Origin of the sequence: Planosporangium spinosum, from assembly GCF_049999945.1 — a bacterium.
Classification (GTDB): Bacteria; Actinomycetota; Actinomycetes; order Mycobacteriales; family Micromonosporaceae; genus Planosporangium; species Planosporangium spinosum.
This window is the reverse complement of the sequence record NZ_JBLYUB010000027.1, coordinates 77,247-95,053: the sequence shown is the minus strand read 5'-3', so window position 1 is coordinate 95,053 and position 17,807 is coordinate 77,247. Positions and strand designations below refer to the sequence as shown.

Genomic DNA, 17,807 nt, shown 5'->3' with positions numbered 1-17,807 from the left:
ACCACCCACCCGCCCCGAGCCCGGACGACCCCGGCCCGGTCGGGTCGGCATGACGGCCGAGGTCGCCGACGCGTTCGTGGCCGAGCACGCCGAGCGGGCCACGAGCCTCGCCGACGAGGTCGGGCTGCGCGCCGACGCGGCGGTCCGCTCGGTCGCCCCGCTCGGTGTCGCCGTCCTGGGCCGGCTGGCCCGGCGGGCGCTCGTCAGTGGCGAGCCGTCGCAGGCGGCGGCGCACGCCGAACGGGCCGCGGCGCTGGCCGGCGGGGTACTGTCCCCGGCCGACCGGCTCATCCAGGCACGGGCGTTGCTCCAGCTCGGGCGGACCGTCGACGCGCTCGGGTACGCGGAGAAGATCGCGGCCAACGCGGCCGACGCGGCCGACGACGCGACCGTACGGGCCGGCGCGCTGCTGCTCGCGGGCCGGGGGTACCGGATGATGGGCGATCCGGAGCGGGCGTACGTCACCTGGCAGGAGGCGCTCGACGCGGCGACCGCGGCGGGTCGGCCGGCCGAGCGCGGTGAGGCGATGCGCCGGCTGGGGATGGCCGACTACCTCGCCGGGCGCCTCGCGGAGGCCGGCGAGCGGTTCGCGTCGGCGTACCAGATCGCGGTGGAGACCGGCGACCGCCGCAGCCAGGCGTGGTCGTTGCAGAACCTGGCCTGGGTCACCACGACCCGGGGTGACTTCGCCGGCGCGGACGTCGCGCTCGGCCGGTCCGCCCGGCGGTTCGCCGAGCTCGGTGACCCGGTCGGCCGGGCCTGGATGCGCGGCACCACGGCGTTCGTCCGCATGCTGGCGGGGCGGCTGGGCGAGGCGCGCCGGCTGGCGCGGGTGTTCCTGCCGTTCGGCGAGCGGGTCGGCGAGGCGTGGGCGGTGGGTACGCTGCGCGCGGTCGAGGCGTTCGCGGCGGCCGAGGTGGGCGAGCTGGCCGAGGCCGACCGGGAGGCGCGCCGGTCCTACCGGGACTTCGCGGCCGCCGACGACGACTGGGGACGTGGCCTCGCGCTGGTCGTACGGGGGGTCATCGCGCGCGGCCTGGGCGAGCCGTCGCACGCGACCGACCTGCTCACCGACGCCCTTGAGTACGGTGAGAAGACCGGCCACCCGCTGCTGATCGGCATGGCCCGCACGATCCGGGGCTTCGTGTCGATCGCGCAGGGCGACGCGGAGGCGGCGGAGGCCGACGCCCATGCCGTACTCGCGGTCGTCGAACCGCACGACGTGTTGGAGGCGGCGCAGGTCGGCCCGCGGGTGCTGCTGGCCGCGGCCCGGTTGGCCGCCGGCGACGCGCCGGCGGCGGTGAAGCTGCTGGCCGACCTCGCCGCCCTGGCCGAGGTGCCGTCGCTGCTGTTCCCGCGCCGGGAGGCGGTCGCCTACTACTCCGAGGCGCTACTGGCTGCGGGGAGGGCGGACGAGGCGCTGGAGTGGGCGCGGCGCGCGGTCGCGGCGCCCGGCGAGGACGTCCGCAGCCGGGTGCACGCCGGCCGGGCGCTGGCGCGGGCGCTGGCGGCGGTCGGGCAGCGCGCCGAAGCGGTGATCGTGGCCTCCGCCGCCGTCCGCGAGGCGGAAGCCACCCAGCAGGTCTCCGAGCGGGCGACGACCCGCGCTGTACTGGCGTCGATGTCCTGATCGTCCTTTTTGCTGGTGGTGACATGTCGGAATTCGACGGCTCGGGCGTTGTCGATATGACGATCGTCGCGGCAACCGTGACCACCACGCGACATATCTTGTCAGCTCGCTGGCGTATTTTTCTCACATGACCGATCCCCGCACCACCATGCCGACGGTGCCCGGCCTGACCGGGTTGTCCGTGCTGGCGCGGGGCGGGTACGCGACCGTTTACCGGGCGGTGCAGGAATCGGTCGGCCGGGACGTGGCGGTCAAGGTCGAGAATCGGCGCCTGGAAAGCGGGCGCGATCAGGAGCGGTTCCTGCGTGAGGCGCGGGCGGCCGGGCGGATGTCCGGCCATCCGAATGTGATTGATTTGTTCGACGCCGGAGTGACCGCCAGCGGTCATCCATATCTGATCATGGAACTGTGCGAGGCATCGTACGCCGACCGCATGAAAACCAACCCGCTGTCGCCGGTGGAGGCCCGCGATGTCGGGGTGAAAATCGGCGACGCGCTCGCCGACGCGCACGCGCTCGGCGTGCTGCACCGCGACGTCAAGCCCGCCAACCTGCTGATCTCCCGGTTCGGGGAGCCCCAACTGGCCGACTTCGGGCTCGCCGTGCTCGTCGAGGCGCGCGACCATGCGATCACGCTCGACGTCCTGACGCCGGCCTATGCGCCGCCGGAGATGTTCCGGTACGCGCCGCCCTCACCCGCCGCCGACGTGTATGCCCTGTGCGCCACCCTGTACGCGTTGATGCGCGGCCGCCCGCCCCGCTGGCGCGACGACGTCAACCCGACGCTGGTGTCGATGGCGGGCATGTTCGGCGCGCCGATCCCCGACGTGCCCGGCGTGCCCCCGGAGCTGATGAGCCTGCTGCGGGCGGGCATGGCCAACGACGAGCGGCAGCGACCGAGCGCGGTCGAGCTGCGCGACGCCCTGGTGGCGCTCGAATTCGACCTGGGCGGGGCGCGGCCGGCGGCACCGAGCCGACGGCCGGTGTTCGGCCCGCCGAGCTTCGGCCCGAGCGGGTCGGCGTCGACCACCCTCCCGGCCGCGTCGACCACCCTCCCGGCCGCGTCGACCACTCTCCCGGCCGCCGACGCCACGCTCGCCGAGGTCACGGCCGAGGTGTCGGCCGCCGAGGTCACGGCCGCGGTGTCGGCCGCCGAGGTGGCCACGGGCGCCGACACCGCGGCGGGTGCCCGGCGCCGGATGTGGCTCGGCTTCGCCGCCGGCTGTCTCGTGCTCGTGATGCTGGTCAGCGCGGTGAGCTGGTACGCCAGGCACACCACGCCGTCGTCGAAGCCCCAGTCGCCGGCGCGGCCGTCCCGTACCGCGGCCGGGTCGGCCGGTGGCACGGCGGCAGACTCGTGCGGGCTGACCGCCAACCTGCCCGGTCTGCGCTGTCCCGCCACACCGGAGTGCTTCGGTCCGGTGGGCGTTGACGGCGGTGTCGCGCACGCCGCGCCGACCGGCTGCGACGGCACACATGCCGCCGAGGTGTTCGCGCTCGGCGAGCTTCCCGCCACGGTCACCGGCGTCGACTACCTGCAGGTCAGCAACGACCCGTACGTGCGGAGCGCCTGTAGTGGCCGGACGCTGGCGCACGTCGGCGCCGGGTCGGTCGACTGGCGGGTCGACGTGCTGCCGCCCACCTCTGACGCCTTCCGCGCCGGCGACCGCACCTTCCGCTGCGTCGCCGGGCCGGCGACGGGTACGTCGACCGGTTCGAAGTTCGCCAGGGGCCGCTGACCCGGCCGAGGCCGGCGGCGGGCCGCAGGCGCGGTCAGTACGACTTCTCCTGGCCGAGCATGTGCTGGGACACGAAGTTGAGGATCATCTCGCGGGACACCGGGGCGATGCGGCCGGCGCGTACCCCGCCCATCAGGGTCGCCACACCGTACTCGGTGGTCATGCCGTTGCCGCCGTGTACCTGGATCGCCGTGTCGACGGCGAGCACCGCCGCCTCGGCGGCCGCGTACTTGGCCATGTTCGCGGCCGCACCGGCCTCCAGGTCGCGGCCGGCGTCGTACAGGGTCGCCGCCTTGGCGACCATCAGGCGGGCCAGTTCGACCTGGATCGCCGCGTGCGCGAGCGGGTGCGCGACGCCCTGGTGGGAGCCGACCGGCCGACCCCACACCGCGCGTCCGGCCACATAGGACGACGCCCGCTCCAGGGCGTACCGGGCCGTGCCGATGCTCATCGCGGCGACCGTGATCCGCTCCGGGTTCAGGCCGCTGAACAGTGCCGGCAGGCCGGCCTCGGCGGACCCGCCGACCAGCGCGCCGGCCGGTACCCGTACGCCGTCGAGGAACAGCAGGAACTGGTTCTCCGGCGACACGATCTCCATGTCGATCTTCGTGGCCGACAGTCCCGGCGCGTCGGTCGGTACGACGAACAGCGCCGGTTGCAGCCGGCCGGTGCGTTCGTCGGCCATCCGGGCCACCACCAGGACGTGGGAGGTCTCGTCGACCCCGGAGATGAAGACCTTCCGGCCGGAGAGGACGTAGTCGTCGCCGTCTCGGCGGGCCACCGTCACCAGTCGGTGGACGTTGGAGCCGGCGTCGGGCTCGGTGATCGCGAAGCAGACCTTCAGCGTCCCGTCGGCGAAGCCGGGCAGGTACGCCGTCCGCTGCTCCCGGGTGCCGTGCCGGGCCACGATCGTCGCCGCGATCGCCGGCGACACCACGATCAGCAGCAGCGGGCAGCCGGACGCGGCCAGCTCCTCGGCGACGATCGCCAGCTCGGTGATGCCGCCGCCCCCGCCGCCGTACGCGGCCGGCACGCTGACACCGAGGTACCCGAGCTTGGCCGCCTCGGCCCACAGCTCGTCGGTGTGCGCGCCGGCCTTCGCCTTCTCGACGTAGTAGGAGTGCCCGAAGCGCCGGCCGAGCGCGGCGACGGAGTCGCGGAGCAGCCGCTGTTCGGGAGTCTCATCGAATTCCATCGCTGTCCTTCGCTGGTTATTCCCCGTGATCACGGAATTTTCTCCGTGTCCCGGCGCGGAGAAAATTCCGTGATCACGGGGAGGTCGGTCCGGGGGTCACCACCGCGAGCACGGCGCCGGCCTCGACCTGGGCGCCGGGTCTGACGCGCAGCTGGGTCACCACGCCGGCGGTGGGGGCGGACACGGGGTGCTCGAGCTTCATCGCCTCCAGCGTGAGCAGCAGATCGCCGGCCGCGACGCGCTGGCCGGCGGCCACCAGTACCCGCCCCACGGCGCCCGGCAGCGGGGCCACCAGTGAGCCGGCGATCGTCTCGGCGGTCGGCAGCGGGAACCGCGGCAGCTCGACCAGCGTCACCGAGCCATCGGGTCCATCCACGTAGGACACTTCGCCGACCCGGTGAACCGGGTACGGCAGCCGGACCCCGTCGACGTCGAGCACGACCCGGTCGGCGGCGGCCGACACGAGCGCGACCCGCGGATGACCGTCCGGAGTGGACAGCTCGGCGACGCCCGGCAATCCGGCCCCGTCGCGGTCGACCGGGCGGACCGACCACTCGACGAGCGTGCCCGACCGGTCGAGCCGGTAGCTGGTCTCCAGGCACCCCGTCGGCCCGTCGAAGACCACCACCTGTGGCGCGGACGGCACGTTGCGCCACCCCGACGGCAGCGCCGACCCCGACGGCAGCGTCGACCCCGACGGCAGCGTCGACCCCGACGGCAGCGTCGACCCCGACGACCGGGATGCCGCTCCGGCGAGCGCCGCGGCGAGGGCGGGCAGGCGGATGTCCGCAGTGGACAGCAGCGGCGCGAACACCTCCGGGTGGGCGTCCAGGAAGTCGGTAGCGGTGTCGCCGTCGCGGAACGACGGGTGGCGGAGCACGCGTACCAGCAGGTCGCGGTTGGTCACCAGGCCGTGGATCCGAGCGTGCGCCAGCGCCGTGGACAGCAGCCGTACCGCCTCGGCGCGCGACGGCCCCCACGCGATCAGCTTGGCCAGCATCGGGTCGTAGTGCACCCCGACCACCGAGCCGTCGCCGACGCCCGAGTCCAGCCGTAGCCCGGGCGCGGGCAGCGGACCGAAGGAGTGCGACACCCCCGGTACCGCGAACCGGTGCAGCGTGCCGGCCGAGGGCAGCCAGCCGGTCGCCGGGTCCTCCGCGTACAGGCGCACCTCGATCGCGTGCCCGCGCGGTGGCGGCGGGGCGTCGAACGGTAGCGGCTGGCCCTCGGCGACGAGCAGTTGCAGGCGTACCAGGTCGACGCCGAAGACGCACTCGGTCACCGGGTGCTCGACCTGCAGGCGGGTGTTCATCTCCAGGAAGTGGAACTCGCCCGACGGCGCGAGCAGGAACTCGACCGTGCCGGCGCCCACGTACCCGACCGACCGTGCCGCGACGACCGCGGCGGCGCACAGCCGCTCCCGCAGTTCCGGAGTCACGGCCGGCGAGGGGGTCTCCTCGACGATCTTCTGGTGGCGGCGCTGGATCGAGCACTCCCGTTCGCCGAGCGTCACCACGGTGCCCAGCGTGTCGGCGAGGATCTGCACCTCGACGTGGCGGGCGCCGTCGGTGTACCGCTCGCAGAAGACCGTACCGTCGCCGAAGGCCGACGCGGCCTCCCGCCGGGCCGACGCCACCGCCTCGGCCAGTGCCGCGGGGTCGCGGACGATCCGCATGCCGCGGCCACCGCCGCCCGCGGACGCCTTGACCAGTACCGGGAAGTCGGTGACCTCGTCCGGGTCGGTGTGGCTCGGCAGCATCGGCACCCCGGCCTCGGCCAGCAGGGCCTTGGCCTCCACTTTGGAGCCCATCAGCGCGATGGCTTTGGGCGGCGGCCCGATCCAGGTCAGACCGGCGTCGATGACGGCCTGTGCGAACTCGGCGTTCTCGGACAGGAATCCGTACCCGGGGTGCACCGCGTCGGCGCCGGCCTTCGCTGCTGCGGCGACGAGCAGGTCGGCGCGCAGGTACGTGTCCGAGGGCGCGTCGCCCGGCAGGCGCACGGCGCGATCGGCCTCGCTGACATGGGGGGAGCCGGCGTCCGCGTCGGAGTACACCGCGACCGTCTCCACGCCGATCGCGCGGCAGGCGGCGAAGACCCGGCGGGCGATCTCGCCCCGGTTGGCGACGAGCAGGCGTTCGATCATCGGCAGCTGTTTCCCCTCTGTTCGTGACTGCGGGGCTCGCTTCGCTCACTCCTCGCGCTCACGGTTACATCCGGAAGACGCCGTAACCGGCGCGCTCAGACTCGCTCTGGACGACCGAGAGACACAGGCCCAGCACGGTACGGGTGTCGCGTGGGTCGATCACGCCGTCGTCGTACAGCCGGCCGGACAGGAACAGCGCCGCCGACTCCTGCTCGATCTGATGGGAGACCATCGCCCGCATCTGGGCGTCCCGCTCGGAGTCGAACGGCTTGCCCAACGCCTGCGCGGCCTGCCGGGCGACGATCGACAGCACGCCGGACAGCTGCGCCGGACCCATCACCGCGGACTTGGCGTTGGGCCAGGTGAACAGGAACCGGGGGTCGTACGCCCGGCCGCACATGCCGTAGTTGCCGGCGCCGTAGGAGGCGCCGATGGTGACCGTCAGGTGCGGCACGGTCGAGTTCGCCACCGCGTTGATCATCAGGGCGCCGTGCTTGATGATGCCGGCCTGCTCGTACTCGGCGCCGACCATGTACCCGGTGGTGTTCTGCAGGAACAGCAGCGGCGTGCCGGACTGGTTGGCCAGTTGGATGAACTGCGCCGCCTTCTGCGCCTCCGCGGAGAACAGGATGCCGCGGGCGTTGGCGAGAACACCGATCGGGTACCCGTGGATGCTGCCCCAGCCGGTGCACAGCGCGGTGCCGTACGCGGGCTTGAACTCGTCGAACTCGCTGCCGTCGAGGATCCGGGCCAGGATCTCGCGCGGATCGAACGGTACCCGCAGGTCGGCCGACGGGATCGCGAGCAGGTCCTCGGGGTCGTGCTTCGGCGGCGGGCCCACCTCCGGCAGGGACGACCGCCGGTTGAGGCGGGCGACGCACGACCGGGCCAGCCGGATCGCGTCACGTTCGTCCTCGGCGAGGAAGTCGGCCAGGCCGGACGTCGTGGCGTGCATCGCCGCCCCGCCCAGGGACTCGTCATCGGTGTCCTCGCCGGTCGCCATCTTCACCAGAGGCGGGCCGGCCAGGAACACCGTGGCCCGGTCCCGTACGAAGATCGTGTAGTCGGACATGCCGGGGATGTACGCGCCGCCGGCCGTCGCGTTGCCGAACACGACCGCGACCGTCGGGACGCCGGCCGCGGACAGTCGGGTCAGGTCCCGGAACACCCCACCGCCAGGGATGAAGATCTCGGCCTGGTTGGGCAGGTCGGCGCCGCCGGACTCGACCAGGTTCACCATCGGTAACCGGTTGGCCCGGGCGATCTCGCCGGCCCGCCGGGTCTTCTTCAACGAGTACGGGTTGACCGCGCCGCCGCGTACGGTTGGGTCGTTGGCGACGATCATGCACGTGACGCCCTCGACCACGCCGATGCCGGTCACCAGGCCGGCGCCGACGCCGCTGTCGGTGCCCCAGCCGGCCAACGGCGACAGCTCCAGGAACGGCGCGTCCCGGTCGAGCAGCAGCTCGATGCGTTCCCGGGCCAGCAACTTTCCGCGCGCCCGGTGACGGCTGACGTACCTGTCGCCGCCGCCGGCCACGGCCTCCCGGAGCGCGGCGTCCAGCTCGTCGAGGCGGCGCAGCATCGCGGCCCGGTTGTCCAGAGCGGACGGTGACCGGGGATCGAAGCTGGTGGCGAGTAGCGGCATGACCGTCAGACCTCCACCTGTTCGGCCCGGGCTGCCCGCAGCAGCTCCTCCGGGACGTCGACGAGCCGGGACCGCAGCCACTCGCCCAGCGCCTTGGCCTGCGGGTCGAACCGGGTGGACGCCGCGACCCCGCGCCCCAGCAGGCCGTGTACGACGAAGTTGAGCGCACGGAGGTTCGGCAGCTCGTACCGGTCGACGTCGCGGGAGGCGGTCTCCGGTAGCAGCTCACGCAGCCGTTCGACGGTGAGGAACGTCCGCAGCCACTCGAATCCGGCCTGGTCACGTCCCCAGATGCCCAGGTTGGCGTCGCCACCCTTGTCGCCCGACCGGGCGCCGGCGATCGTGCCGAGCGGCACCCTGCGGGTCGTTGATCGCCCCGGCGTCGATCCACGCGACTTCCCGGAAGTTGTGACGATCTCCGGGGGCGCGATCTCGACCCGCTCGCCGGACGGCAGTACCGCGGCGTGCGCCACCGAGTCCTGCGGTACGGACGCGGTCGTGAACACGCCGACCGGTGTCGCGTCGCCCGGCGGACCGGTGAGCGTGAAGCCCGGGTACGACGCGAGGGCCAGCTCCACCGCGGCCTGCGAGAACGCGCGACCGGCCCGGCGGGCGTCGGTGTCCGCCACGTGTACGTGCAGCAGCGCGCTCGCCGTCTCCTCGGTGTCGGCGTCGGGGTGGTCGGTACGGGCGAGGACGAACTCCAGGCCGTCGGCGCCGACCGCGTCCACGAGCTGGGTCCGGGCCAGCGCCGCCTTCGCCTCGATGTCCGTCCCGCACAGCACGAACGTCATCGCGTTGCGGTAACCGGCCAGCGTGTTGACCCCGACCTTCAGGGTGGGCGGCGGAGCGCTGCCGCGTACACCGCCGATGAGCACCCGATCAGGGCCGGCGTCGGACAACCGGATCGTGTCGACGTGCGCCACCACGTCGGGCCCGAGGTAGGCGGGCGCGCCGATCTCGTACAACAACTGGGCGGTGACCGTCTCGCGCGTGACGGCTCCGCCGGTACCCGGGTGTTTGGTGATGACGGCGGAGCCATCGGCGTGCAGTTCGGCGACGGGGAAGCCGGGCCGGCGGCCGCCGTCGGGGAGCTCGGTGAAGAAGGCGAAGTTGCCGCCGGTCGCCTGGGCACCGCACTCGAGGACGTGGCCGGCGACGGTCGCGCCGGCCAGGGCGTCGAGGTCGTCCCGCGACCAGCCGAAGTGCGCGGCGGCCGCGCCGACCACCAGCGACGCGTCGGTGACCCGGCCGGTGACCACGACGTCGGCGCCGGCGCGCAGGCACTCCGCGATCCCGAACGCGCCGAGGTACGCGTTGGCGGCCAGCGCGTCGGGGAACTGGGCGCTCACGTCGTCGCCGTCGACGAAGCCGATCTTCGCGTCCAGCCCCAGGGCGCGGAGGGCGTCGGCGAGGCCGGACGGGCTCAGCCCGCCGGCGTTACTGACGATCTTCACGCCCCGGTCGAGCGCCGTACCCAGGCACTGCTCCATCTGGCGCAGGAAGGTCCTGGCGTACCCGCTCGCGGCATCCCTCATCCGGTCGCGGCCGAGGATCAGCATCGTCAGTTCGGCGAGGTAGTCGCCGGTGAGGACGTCGAGCCGGCCGCCGTCGAGCATCTCGCGCCAGGCGGTGAACCGGTCACCGTAGAAGCCCGAGGCGTTGCCGACGCGCAGTGTCCCCGTCATGCCGTCGGCTCCCGTCCGGACGCCGTGGGCTCCCGCCCGGACATCGTCGGCTCCCGCCCGGGGCCGGGAGGCCCCGCGAACGCCTGCGCCACGTCGAGCCATTCGTCGGCGATCCGGCCGGTGGCCTCCAGATTCAGGTCGGCCCGGTGCCGCCGCTGCGTGACCAGCAGACAGAAGTCCAGCGCCGGCCCGGACAGCCGGTCGGGAGCGTCGGCCGGGCCGAACTCCCACACCTGCCGGTCCGGGGCGGTCAGCGCCACCCGGACCGGCTCCCGCGGAACCGGCCGGCCGTGTGCGGCGAAGCCGTGGCCCAGCGTGCGGTACCCGATGTACGCCACGTGTCGCAGGCGGGCGGTCGGCTGCCGGGTGAGCCCGAGGGCGTCGGCGACGTCCTGCCCGTGCGCCCAGGTCTCCATCAGCCGGCCGGTCGCCGTCATCGCCGGCGACATCGGCGGGCCGAACCAGGGCAGCTTCACCTCCGGGTCGGTGGCCGCCAGCGCGGCGCGCAGTGCCGCACGCCCGTGCCGCCAGCGCGCGAGCAGCTCGGGCGGGGCGGTGATCCCCTCGGCCGCGGTCCGGTCGACCAGCCCGGTCGTGTCCCGGGCGGCTTCGGCGAGGACGGCGGCGAACGCGTCCGCGTCGGTGGCGGCGAGCGTCGCGACGGCGTCGGTCCAGGCCAGGTGGGCGATCTGGTGGGCGATCGTCCAACCGGGTGCGGGGGTCGGCCGGTGCCAGTCGGCGTCGGGCAGGTCGGCGACGATGCGGTCGAGGTCCGCGGACTCCTCGTCGAGGTCGCGAAGGAGCGTGCCCAGGTCCACCATCTAGCGCTCCCGGATTTGGGTGGCGAGCTGCCGTTTCCATGCCCCGAGCAGGTGCTCGCGGCGCTGCGAGTCGTCGCTGAGCAGGTTGGCGACCCCGAGCCCGCGCAGCAGGTCGAGGGTGGCCTGGACCGCCTCGCGTACCCCCGGCCTGGTCTCGTCCGCGCCCAGCAGGTCGACGGCGAGCCGGTGCAGTTCGCGCCCGACCCGCGCCTCCAGGGGGACGAGGGCGGCCTTGAGGTCGGGATCGGTACGGGCGGCCACCCACACCTCGAGCGCGGCCACGTACAGCGGGCCGGTGAATGCCGCGGCGAGCAGGTCGATGGCCCGGCCGACCCGGCGTTCGAGGTCATCGGCGAGGTACGTGCCGGCCCGGTCGTCCAGCTCGGCGGCGGCTTCCGCCCGGATCTCGGCCGCGCGCCGCTCGGCGAGGTGCTCGACGGCGGCCAGGACGAGCGCCGCGCGGGTGGGGTAATGGTGCAGCTGAGCGCCGCGGGAGACCCCGGCGCGTTCGGCGATGACCGTGGTCGACGTGCCGGACCAGCCGAACTCGACCAGGCACTCCACGGTTGCCTCGAGCAGGCGTTGCTGGGTCGCGCGGCTGCGCTCCTGTTGCGGAGCGCGAATGGCGGTCACCCGACCAGCGTCGCCTCACCAAAACAAACAGTCAAGACTGACTTTTTTCGTACGGTCCGGTTCGCGACGGTGGGTGCGGTGATCCGTCAGGCGCGTAGCCGGCGGGGCGGGGCCGGTGCCGCGCTGACCTCCTGGATGACGGCGCAGGCGCCGGGAGTCGGGTCCAGATCGTCGATCCGGGTCGCCAGGCATTGCAGGAGTGCCCGGAACGCCGCCCGGTCGTCGTCACCGAGTGGCCCCAGCAGGTGTCCCTCGGCCTGGCAGAGCCGTGCGGTCAGCTGGGTCAGGAGGTCCCGGCCGGGGCCGGTCGCGACGACGTGCCGCGCGCGCCGGTCGGCAGGGTCCGGCCTGCGCTCGACCAGGCCGGCCCGTTCGAGATCGTCCAGCAGATAGGTCATGACGGTGCGGTCGATGCCCAGTTGCTGCGCGAGCGCGAGCTGGGTGCCCGGCCGGCCGTCGGCCGCCGACGCCAGAACCTGATAGCCCCGCGGTCCGCCGGGCACGTCGGCCAGTGCCTCGGTGGTGACCTTCAGGTACGCGCGGAAGACGACGCCCAGTGCCCAACCCAGGTCGGCGTCGAGGGTGCCACATAACGGGGCGGCATCACCGCCGGGGGCGGCATCACCGCCGGGGGCGGTCGTGACGTTGGGCACCATCCCTCCATGTTAAGGGGACGGGAATAAAAACGGATGCTAAACAGATCTTCTGTTTAGCAGATCATCTGTCAGACAGTGATCCCCTCGTCTAAGGAGTCCCCGTGACCCTGTTCCGTCTCGACGCCAGCGTCCGGACCAACGGTTCGTTCTCCCGGGAAGTCGCTGACAGCGTGCAGGCCGCATGGCAGGCCGAGCACCCGGACGTCCGCGTGATCCGGCGCGACCTGGGTGCCGAGCCGCTGCCCGCCCGCGCCTGGATGAGCCTGGTCGGTGGCGCCTCGACCGCTGCCGAGCGGGAGGAGGCAGCCGCGCTGACCGCCAGCCTCGCCGACGAGCTGCTCGAAGCCGACGCCTACCTGTTCGCGGTTCCGCTGTACAACTACGGCGTCCCGCAGCACGTGAAGACCTGGCTGGACCTGCTCATCGCCGACCCTCGCCTGGGCCCGGGCGGCGACCAGCCGCTCGCCGGGCGGCCCGCGGTCCTCACCGTCGCCCGGGGTGGTGGCTACGGACCCGGTACCCCCCGTGAGGGCTGGGACCACGCCACGCCGTACCTGCGGCGCATCCTCGCCGACGTCTTCGGCCTGGACCTGAACGTCGTCGTGACCGAACTGACCCTGGCCGGGGTCAACCCCGCGATGGAGGGCCTGCGCGGCCTGGCCGAGCAGTCGCTGCGGGAGGCGCACGAGACCGCCCGGGAGCACGGCCGGACGCTCGCCGCGCGGGCCGGCGCCGCCGCGGCCTGAGCCGGTCGTACGTCGGAGTCCGCTCCGGGGCGCCTGCGCGCCCCGGAGCGGTGGGCGGTGACGTGCGGGCGACCCGGCGCGGTGGGCGGTGACGCGATCACGTCCGGCCCATGACGACCGGCAGGCGAAAATTCGGACGCCGCCACCCGGGCCGGGTGGCGGCGTTCCGATTACACGTTGGAAGCGTCGATCAGACGCGGGCCCGGCGGGCCAGCCGCTCGGGGTCCAGAATGATCACGCTCTTGCCGTCCAGGCGCAGCCAGCCGCGCGAGGCGAAGTCCGCCAGCGCCTTGTTGACCGTCTCGCGGGACGCACCGACCAGCTGGGCCAGCTCCTCCTGGGTCAGGTCGTGCGTGACGCGCAGGACCCCACCGTCGCGGGTGCCGAAGCGCCCCGCCATCTGCAGCAGATTCTTGGCGACGCGGCCCGGTACGTCGGTGAAGATCAGGTCGGCCAGCGAGTCGTTCGTCCGGCGCAGCCTGCGCGCCAGCACCCGCAGCAACTGCTCCGCGATCTCCGGTCGGTGGGTCAGCCACGGCCGCAGGGCCTGCTTGCGCAGCCGGGCCAGGCGGGTGTCGACGACGGCGGTCGCGGTGGCCGTACGCGGACCGGGGTCGAACAACGACAGCTCGCCGACCATGTCGCTCGGGCCCATCACCGCGATGAGGTTCTGCCGGCCGTCGGCCGCCCGCCGACCGACCTTGATCTTTCCGGAGAGCACGATGTACAGGCTGTCGCCCGGCTCGCCCTCGCTGAAGACCACCTCGCCCTTACGGACCTCTATGGTGTCCATCTCTTTGACGAGGACATCCGCCGCTTCAGGGTCGACACCCTGGAAGATCCCACTCCGGGCAAGTACCTCGTCCATGCGTCACCTCTGTCGCTCAAGAGTGCGATGCCGTGGGGGGTGTACGGCAACGCCTGCTGCGAGCCAGTCTAGGCATACCTACCAGTAGGTATGCCATCCACCCGACGCGCTGAAGCGCCCGGCACGCGCAGCATATCCGGTCGCGCGTCCCGTTCTCACCCGCCGCGGTGCCCCGCCGGCCGACCCTCAGGTCGGCGTCGCCGCGCCGGTGTTGAGGCGAAATGTCGTTGATGATCAGCAAAATTATTCGCGACCGTCGCTGCCTGGGGTATGGTCCACGCCAGCGGCGGGCGCCGCGTTCTCGACGGCCCTTGGATGTTGAATGGCGATGTGGGGCGCTGGCCCGGACGATCCGGTGAGTCGGCCGCCCGACCCTTTCCGCCAGTCGCCGCCGGTCGGTGACGCACCCGGTCGCCCCGCCGCCGGCCGGGCCGCTGTCGGTCGCCCCGCCGCTGGTCGAGTCGCCGTCGGGGGATCCGCTGACGGGCGGACGCACCGGGCGGACACGGCCCGTCCGCCGGCCGGCGGGTACGGGCCGCACGCGGCGCCATCCGGCGGGTACGGGCCGCCCGGCGCGGCGGCCGGGCCGGCCCCGGGGGAGCGGGCCACCGAGCGGCCGAGCCGGCTCGCCGGCATCATGGCCGCCGCCCCGCCGCCGCGGGAGCGCCGCCGCCGGCGTCCCGCCTTCACGATCGTCGGCCTGGTCGTGCTCGCGACCGGCCTCGCCGCCGGTACGACCGTGGTGGCCGCGCGGAGCGTCACGGTGAGTGCCGGTACGCGGTGGGCAACCCCGTCGCCGACCCCGGTCGGGCCCGACGGCGCCGCCGCCCCGCTGCCGACCGCGGCACCGGTGGTCGCCGGCGACGTCGAGACGATCAGCCTGTCGGCCACCGGCGACATCATCATGGGTGCGGCGCCGGGCGGGTTGCCGCCGGACGGGGCCAGGAACTTCTTCGCCGACGTCAAGACGGCGCTGCACGCCGACCTCCAGATGGGCAACCTGGAGCAGCCGCTCACCAACGACACGGGGGTCAGTAAGTGCCCGCCCGCCCCGACCGCCGGACCGGCGGCGGGGGCCAAGCCCACCTGTTACGCGTTCCGCTCCCCACCCGGGTACGCGGCGGTACTGCGCGACGCCGGCTTCCGGGTGCTCAACCTCGCCAACAACCACGCGTACGACTTCGGCCCCGAAGGCAACCGGCAGACCCGTACCGCGCTGGCCGCCGCCGGCCTCGCGGACACCGGGGCACCGGGCCAGATCACGGTGGTGGAGGTCAAGGGCGTCAAAGTCGCGGTCCTGGGCTTCTCGTCGTACGCCTGGTCGGCCAACGTCGTCGACATCGCGGGCGGTGCCGCCCTGGTCAAGCAGGCCAAGAACCGTGCCGACCTGGTCGTGGTGCAGATGCACGTGGGTGCCGAGGGGCCGGACCAGACGCACGTCCGGCCCGGTACCGAGATGTTCCTGGGGGAGAACCGCGGGGACCCGTACCGGTTCGCGCACGCCGTGGTGGACGCCGGTGCCGACCTCGTCATCGGGCACGGCCCCCACGTCATGCGGGCGATGGAGTTCTACCGGGGCCGGCTCATCGCGTACTCGCTGGGCAACTTCGCCGGGTACCGGGCGCTCAACATCAACGGGCTGCCCGGCGTCGGCGGGGTGCTCAAGGTGACCCTGCGCGCCGACGGTACGTACGTCGAGGGCTCCCTGGTACCGACCCGCATGGTGGCGCCCGGGCTGCCGGCGCTCGACCCGGCGAAGCGGGCCCTGGGACTCGTCCGTGAGCTCGGTACCGCCGACCTGCCCGACTCGGCGGCGCGGATCGGCGACGACGGGGCGATCACGCCCCGTTCCTGACGTCGTGCGATCGATGTCGTACCGGCGACGTAGGCTGCGATCCGTGGCCGCTGGAGAAACGGAGCTGGGACGCAAGCGGCGGGCCCGGCGGATGGCGCGGGAGCTCGCCCGGGTACACCCCGACGCGCACTGCGAACTCGATCATCGAAACCCGCTCGAACTGGCCGTCGCGACGATCCTCTCCGCGCAGTGCACCGACCAGCGGGTCAACGAGGTCACGCCGAAGCTGTTCGACCGCTACCGGACGGCGGCCGACTACGCGGGTGCCGACCGGGCCGAGCTGGAAGAGATGATCAAGCCGACCGGTTTCTTCCGGAACAAGACCGACTCCCTGATCCGGTTGGGGCAGGCGCTCGTCGAGCGCTTCGACGGTGAGGTTCCCCGCACCCTCGACGAGCTGGTGACGCTGCCCGGCATCGGGCGCAAGACGGCCAACGTCATCCTCGGCAACGCGTACGACGTGCCCGGCATCACCGTCGACACCCACTTCTCCCGCCTGGTGCAGCGCTGGCGCTGGACCGCCGAGACCGACCCGGTCAAGATCGAGCACGCGGTCGGCGCGCTGATCGAGCGGCGCGACTGGACGATGCTGTCGCACCGGGTGATCTTCCACGGGCGCCGGGTGTGCCACTCCCGCAAACCGGCCTGCGGGGCCTGCACCCTGGCCGGTGACTGCCCCTCGTTCGGCATCGGGCCGACCGACTTCGAGGCGGCGGTCACGCTGCTCAAGGGCCCCCGGGCGGCCGAGTTGGCCGAGGAGGCCGGGCGTTACCGGGAGGCGGGGCGGCGATGAGCCGGCTGCGCGGGGCGATCGTGGCCCTCGTGACGGCGGCCGTCGTCCTCGCCGGGTGCACGTCGACCGGTGGCTCCGCCGGGTCGGGTGGTGCCCGGACCGGCGCGGCACCGGCGCCGTCCGGGCCGTCCTGCGTGCCGGCGCAGACGCCGACGCAAACGCAAACGCAGACGCCGACGCCGACGGGCGGCTCCGCCTCGCCCGTCGCGGCGGCGGACCCGCTCCGGTCGGCCGGTACCCCGGCCACCGGCGCCGGCGAGCCGCTGCCCGACCTCGCGCTGCCGTGCTTCGTCGGCGGCCAGCCGGTGCGGCTGGCGCACCTCGGCACCCCGGCCGTGATCAACCTGTGGGCGTCGTGGTGCGCGCCGTGCCGCACCGAGCTGCCCCAGCTCCAGCGGTATGCGGATCGGGCCGCCGGTCGGGTACAGGTGATAGGTGTGATCACCACCGACGTCGACCGCCGCGGCGCGCAGTCCCTGATCGACGATCTCACCCTGCGGTTCCCGATGCTGTACGACGAACGAGGCGACCTGTGGAACCGGATCGGTCCGCCCCGGGTGATGCCGACGACCCTGCTGGTCGACGCCCAGGGCCGGGTGGTCTACCGGGAGGCGACCCGCACGCTGGACGAGGCCGCCCTGGCCGCCCTGGTGCGCGACCACCTCGGGGTGGCGGTATGAGCGAGGCGCACGGTGCCGGCGGGCCCGGCGCGGCGGCCGGGCCCGACCCGCGCCGCGATGGCCTGCCCACGTGGTGGCAGCCGCTGCTGGGCCGGCTGGAGCAGGCCGAGGCCGCCGACTTCACCCGGCTGCCGACGCCCGACACCGCGGGCCGGGAGAGCGCCGTGCTGGTCCTGTTCGGCGAGGGCGGCCCGGACACCGGGCCGGACGTGCTGGTGCTGCAGCGGGCCCACACGCTGCGCAACCACGCGGGCCAGCCCGCCTTTCCCGGTGGTGCCCGCGATCCCGGCGACGTCGACATGGCCGCGACGGCGCTGCGGGAGGCGACCGAGGAGGTCGGCCTCGATCCGACGAGCGTGCGGGTCGTCACCCAGCTCCCGACGCTCTGGATACCGGTCAGCCGCTTCCGCGTGACGCCGGTGCTCGCCTGGTGGCACAGCCCGCACCCGGTCCGCCCGGTCGACCCGGCGGAGGTCGCCCGGGTCGAGCGGCTGCCGGTGAGGGAGCTGGTCGACCCGGCCAACCGGTTGCGGGTGCGTCACCCGAGCGGGTGGATCGGCCCGGCGTTCCGGGTACGCGGGATGTTGGTCTGGGGTTTCACCGCCGGCGTCCTGTCCACTTTGCTGGAGATGGGCGGTTGGTCCGTGCCATGGTCGATCGACCGAGTCGAGGGTCTGCCCGATCCTGGATCCGTCCCCGTACGCTGAATC

15 protein-coding genes are annotated in these 17,807 nt (G+C 73.5%); 7 read left to right on the top strand and 8 right to left on the bottom strand.

The annotated features are described in order from the left end of the window. Both ACNTMW_RS27930 and ACNTMW_RS27925 read left to right on the top strand, forming a co-directional pair. On the top strand, positions 1-1,630 hold a 1,630-nt coding region (locus ACNTMW_RS27930), incomplete at its 5' end, for a tetratricopeptide repeat protein (RefSeq protein ID WP_426636845.1). A 127-nt stretch (positions 1,631-1,757) separates the two neighbouring features. Beyond that, entirely contained in the window at positions 1,758-3,368 is a 1,611-nt protein-coding gene (locus ACNTMW_RS27925) for a serine/threonine-protein kinase (protein ID WP_426636844.1), read from the top strand. A 34-nt stretch (positions 3,369-3,402) separates the two neighbouring features. On the opposite strand, the gene ACNTMW_RS27920 is transcribed toward ACNTMW_RS27925, so the two are convergent. The 7 genes from ACNTMW_RS27920 to ACNTMW_RS27890 form a co-directional block, all read right to left on the bottom strand. After that, positions 3,403-4,563 (bottom strand): acyl-CoA dehydrogenase family protein, encoded by a 1,161-nt coding sequence (locus tag ACNTMW_RS27920; protein WP_426636843.1) that lies wholly within the window; start codon positions 4,561-4,563, stop codon positions 3,403-3,405. 73 nt (positions 4,564-4,636) lie between these two features. Beyond that, positions 4,637-6,709, bottom strand: coding sequence for an acetyl/propionyl/methylcrotonyl-CoA carboxylase subunit alpha (locus ACNTMW_RS27915; RefSeq protein ID WP_426636842.1), 2,073 nt, complete (start codon positions 6,707-6,709; stop codon positions 4,637-4,639). 64 nt (positions 6,710-6,773) lie between these two features. Further along, positions 6,774-8,357: an acyl-CoA carboxylase subunit beta gene (locus ACNTMW_RS27910; protein ID WP_426636841.1), complete on the bottom strand. Its 1,584-nt coding sequence runs from the start codon at positions 8,355-8,357 to the stop codon at positions 6,774-6,776. A gap of 5 nt (positions 8,358-8,362) precedes the next feature. Continuing rightward, complete coding sequence (locus ACNTMW_RS27905; RefSeq protein ID WP_426636840.1) at positions 8,363-10,045, bottom strand: acyclic terpene utilization AtuA family protein; 1,683 nt, start codon at positions 10,043-10,045, stop codon at positions 8,363-8,365. After that, positions 10,042-10,866 carry a TIGR03084 family metal-binding protein gene (locus ACNTMW_RS27900; protein WP_426636839.1) on the bottom strand — a complete coding sequence of 275 codons (825 nt, stop codon included), beginning with the start codon at positions 10,864-10,866 and terminating at the stop codon, positions 10,042-10,044. The genes ACNTMW_RS27905 and ACNTMW_RS27900 overlap by 4 nt, the downstream gene beginning before the upstream one ends. After that, entirely contained in the window at positions 10,867-11,499 is a 633-nt protein-coding gene (locus tag ACNTMW_RS27895; RefSeq protein ID WP_426636838.1) for a TetR/AcrR family transcriptional regulator, read from the bottom strand. 86 nt (positions 11,500-11,585) lie between these two features. Continuing rightward, positions 11,586-12,155 (bottom strand): MarR family winged helix-turn-helix transcriptional regulator, encoded by a 570-nt coding sequence (locus tag ACNTMW_RS27890; RefSeq protein ID WP_426636836.1) that lies wholly within the window; start codon positions 12,153-12,155, stop codon positions 11,586-11,588. Positions 12,156-12,256: 101 nt separating this feature from the next. On the opposite strand from ACNTMW_RS27890, the gene ACNTMW_RS27885 reads away from it, so the two are divergent. Beyond that, the gene (locus ACNTMW_RS27885) at positions 12,257-12,901 is read left to right on the top strand and encodes an FMN-dependent NADH-azoreductase (RefSeq protein WP_426636835.1); all 645 of its coding nucleotides are present in this window, start codon (positions 12,257-12,259) and stop codon (positions 12,899-12,901) included. A gap of 190 nt (positions 12,902-13,091) precedes the next feature. Here the strand turns inward: ACNTMW_RS27885 and ACNTMW_RS27880 are convergent, their stop codons facing one another. Then, a complete protein-coding gene (locus tag ACNTMW_RS27880) occupies positions 13,092-13,769 on the bottom strand; it encodes a Crp/Fnr family transcriptional regulator (protein WP_168115237.1) in 678 nt (225 codons plus the stop codon). A 637-nt stretch (positions 13,770-14,406) separates the two neighbouring features. On the opposite strand from ACNTMW_RS27880, the gene ACNTMW_RS27875 reads away from it, so the two are divergent. Genes ACNTMW_RS27875 through ACNTMW_RS27860 form a run of 4 tightly spaced genes read left to right on the top strand, consistent with a single transcriptional unit; the run spans position 14,407 to position 17,804 of the window. Further along, complete coding sequence (locus ACNTMW_RS27875; protein ID WP_426636854.1) at positions 14,407-15,624, top strand: CapA family protein; 1,218 nt, start codon at positions 14,407-14,409, stop codon at positions 15,622-15,624. A 13-nt stretch (positions 15,625-15,637) separates the two neighbouring features. After that, positions 15,638-16,417 carry an endonuclease III gene (nth, locus tag ACNTMW_RS27870; protein WP_426636833.1) on the top strand — a complete coding sequence of 260 codons (780 nt, stop codon included), beginning with the start codon at positions 15,638-15,640 and terminating at the stop codon, positions 16,415-16,417. Then, on the top strand, positions 16,414-17,097 hold the full coding sequence (locus tag ACNTMW_RS27865) for a TlpA family protein disulfide reductase (RefSeq protein ID WP_426636832.1): 684 nt from the start codon (positions 16,414-16,416) through the stop codon (positions 17,095-17,097). The genes nth and ACNTMW_RS27865 overlap by 4 nt, the downstream gene beginning before the upstream one ends. After that, on the top strand, positions 17,094-17,804 hold the full coding sequence (locus tag ACNTMW_RS27860; RefSeq protein ID WP_426636831.1) for an NUDIX hydrolase: 711 nt from the start codon (positions 17,094-17,096) through the stop codon (positions 17,802-17,804). The genes ACNTMW_RS27865 and ACNTMW_RS27860 overlap by 4 nt, the downstream gene beginning before the upstream one ends. Positions 17,805-17,807 lie beyond the last annotated feature (3 nt).

What these genes read in the sequence shown, in the direction of transcription:
- ACNTMW_RS27925 (WP_426636844.1), top strand. Translation starts at nt 1,758, where the DNA reads ATGACCGATCCCCGCACCACCATGCCGACGGTGCCCGGCCTGACCGGG.
- ACNTMW_RS27920 (WP_426636843.1), bottom strand. Translation starts at nt 4,563, where the DNA reads ATGGAATTCGATGAGACTCCCGAACAGCGGCTGCTCCGCGACTCCGTC.
- ACNTMW_RS27915 (WP_426636842.1), bottom strand. Translation starts at nt 6,709, where the DNA reads ATGATCGAACGCCTGCTCGTCGCCAACCGGGGCGAGATCGCCCGCCGG.
- ACNTMW_RS27910 (WP_426636841.1), bottom strand. Translation starts at nt 8,357, where the DNA reads ATGCCGCTACTCGCCACCAGCTTCGATCCCCGGTCACCGTCCGCTCTG.
- ACNTMW_RS27905 (WP_426636840.1), bottom strand. Translation starts at nt 10,045, where the DNA reads ATGACGGGGACACTGCGCGTCGGCAACGCCTCGGGCTTCTACGGTGAC.
- ACNTMW_RS27900 (WP_426636839.1), bottom strand. Translation starts at nt 10,866, where the DNA reads ATGGTGGACCTGGGCACGCTCCTTCGCGACCTCGACGAGGAGTCCGCG.
- ACNTMW_RS27890 (WP_426636836.1), bottom strand. Translation starts at nt 12,155, where the DNA reads ATGGTGCCCAACGTCACGACCGCCCCCGGCGGTGATGCCGCCCCCGGC.
- ACNTMW_RS27880 (WP_168115237.1), bottom strand. Translation starts at nt 13,769, where the DNA reads ATGGACGAGGTACTTGCCCGGAGTGGGATCTTCCAGGGTGTCGACCCT.
- ACNTMW_RS27875 (WP_426636854.1), top strand. Translation starts at nt 14,407, where the DNA reads ATGGCCGCCGCCCCGCCGCCGCGGGAGCGCCGCCGCCGGCGTCCCGCC.
- nth (WP_426636833.1), top strand. Translation starts at nt 15,638, where the DNA reads ATGTCGTACCGGCGACGTAGGCTGCGATCCGTGGCCGCTGGAGAAACG.
- ACNTMW_RS27865 (WP_426636832.1), top strand. Translation starts at nt 16,414, where the DNA reads ATGAGCCGGCTGCGCGGGGCGATCGTGGCCCTCGTGACGGCGGCCGTC.
- ACNTMW_RS27860 (WP_426636831.1), top strand. Translation starts at nt 17,094, where the DNA reads ATGAGCGAGGCGCACGGTGCCGGCGGGCCCGGCGCGGCGGCCGGGCCC.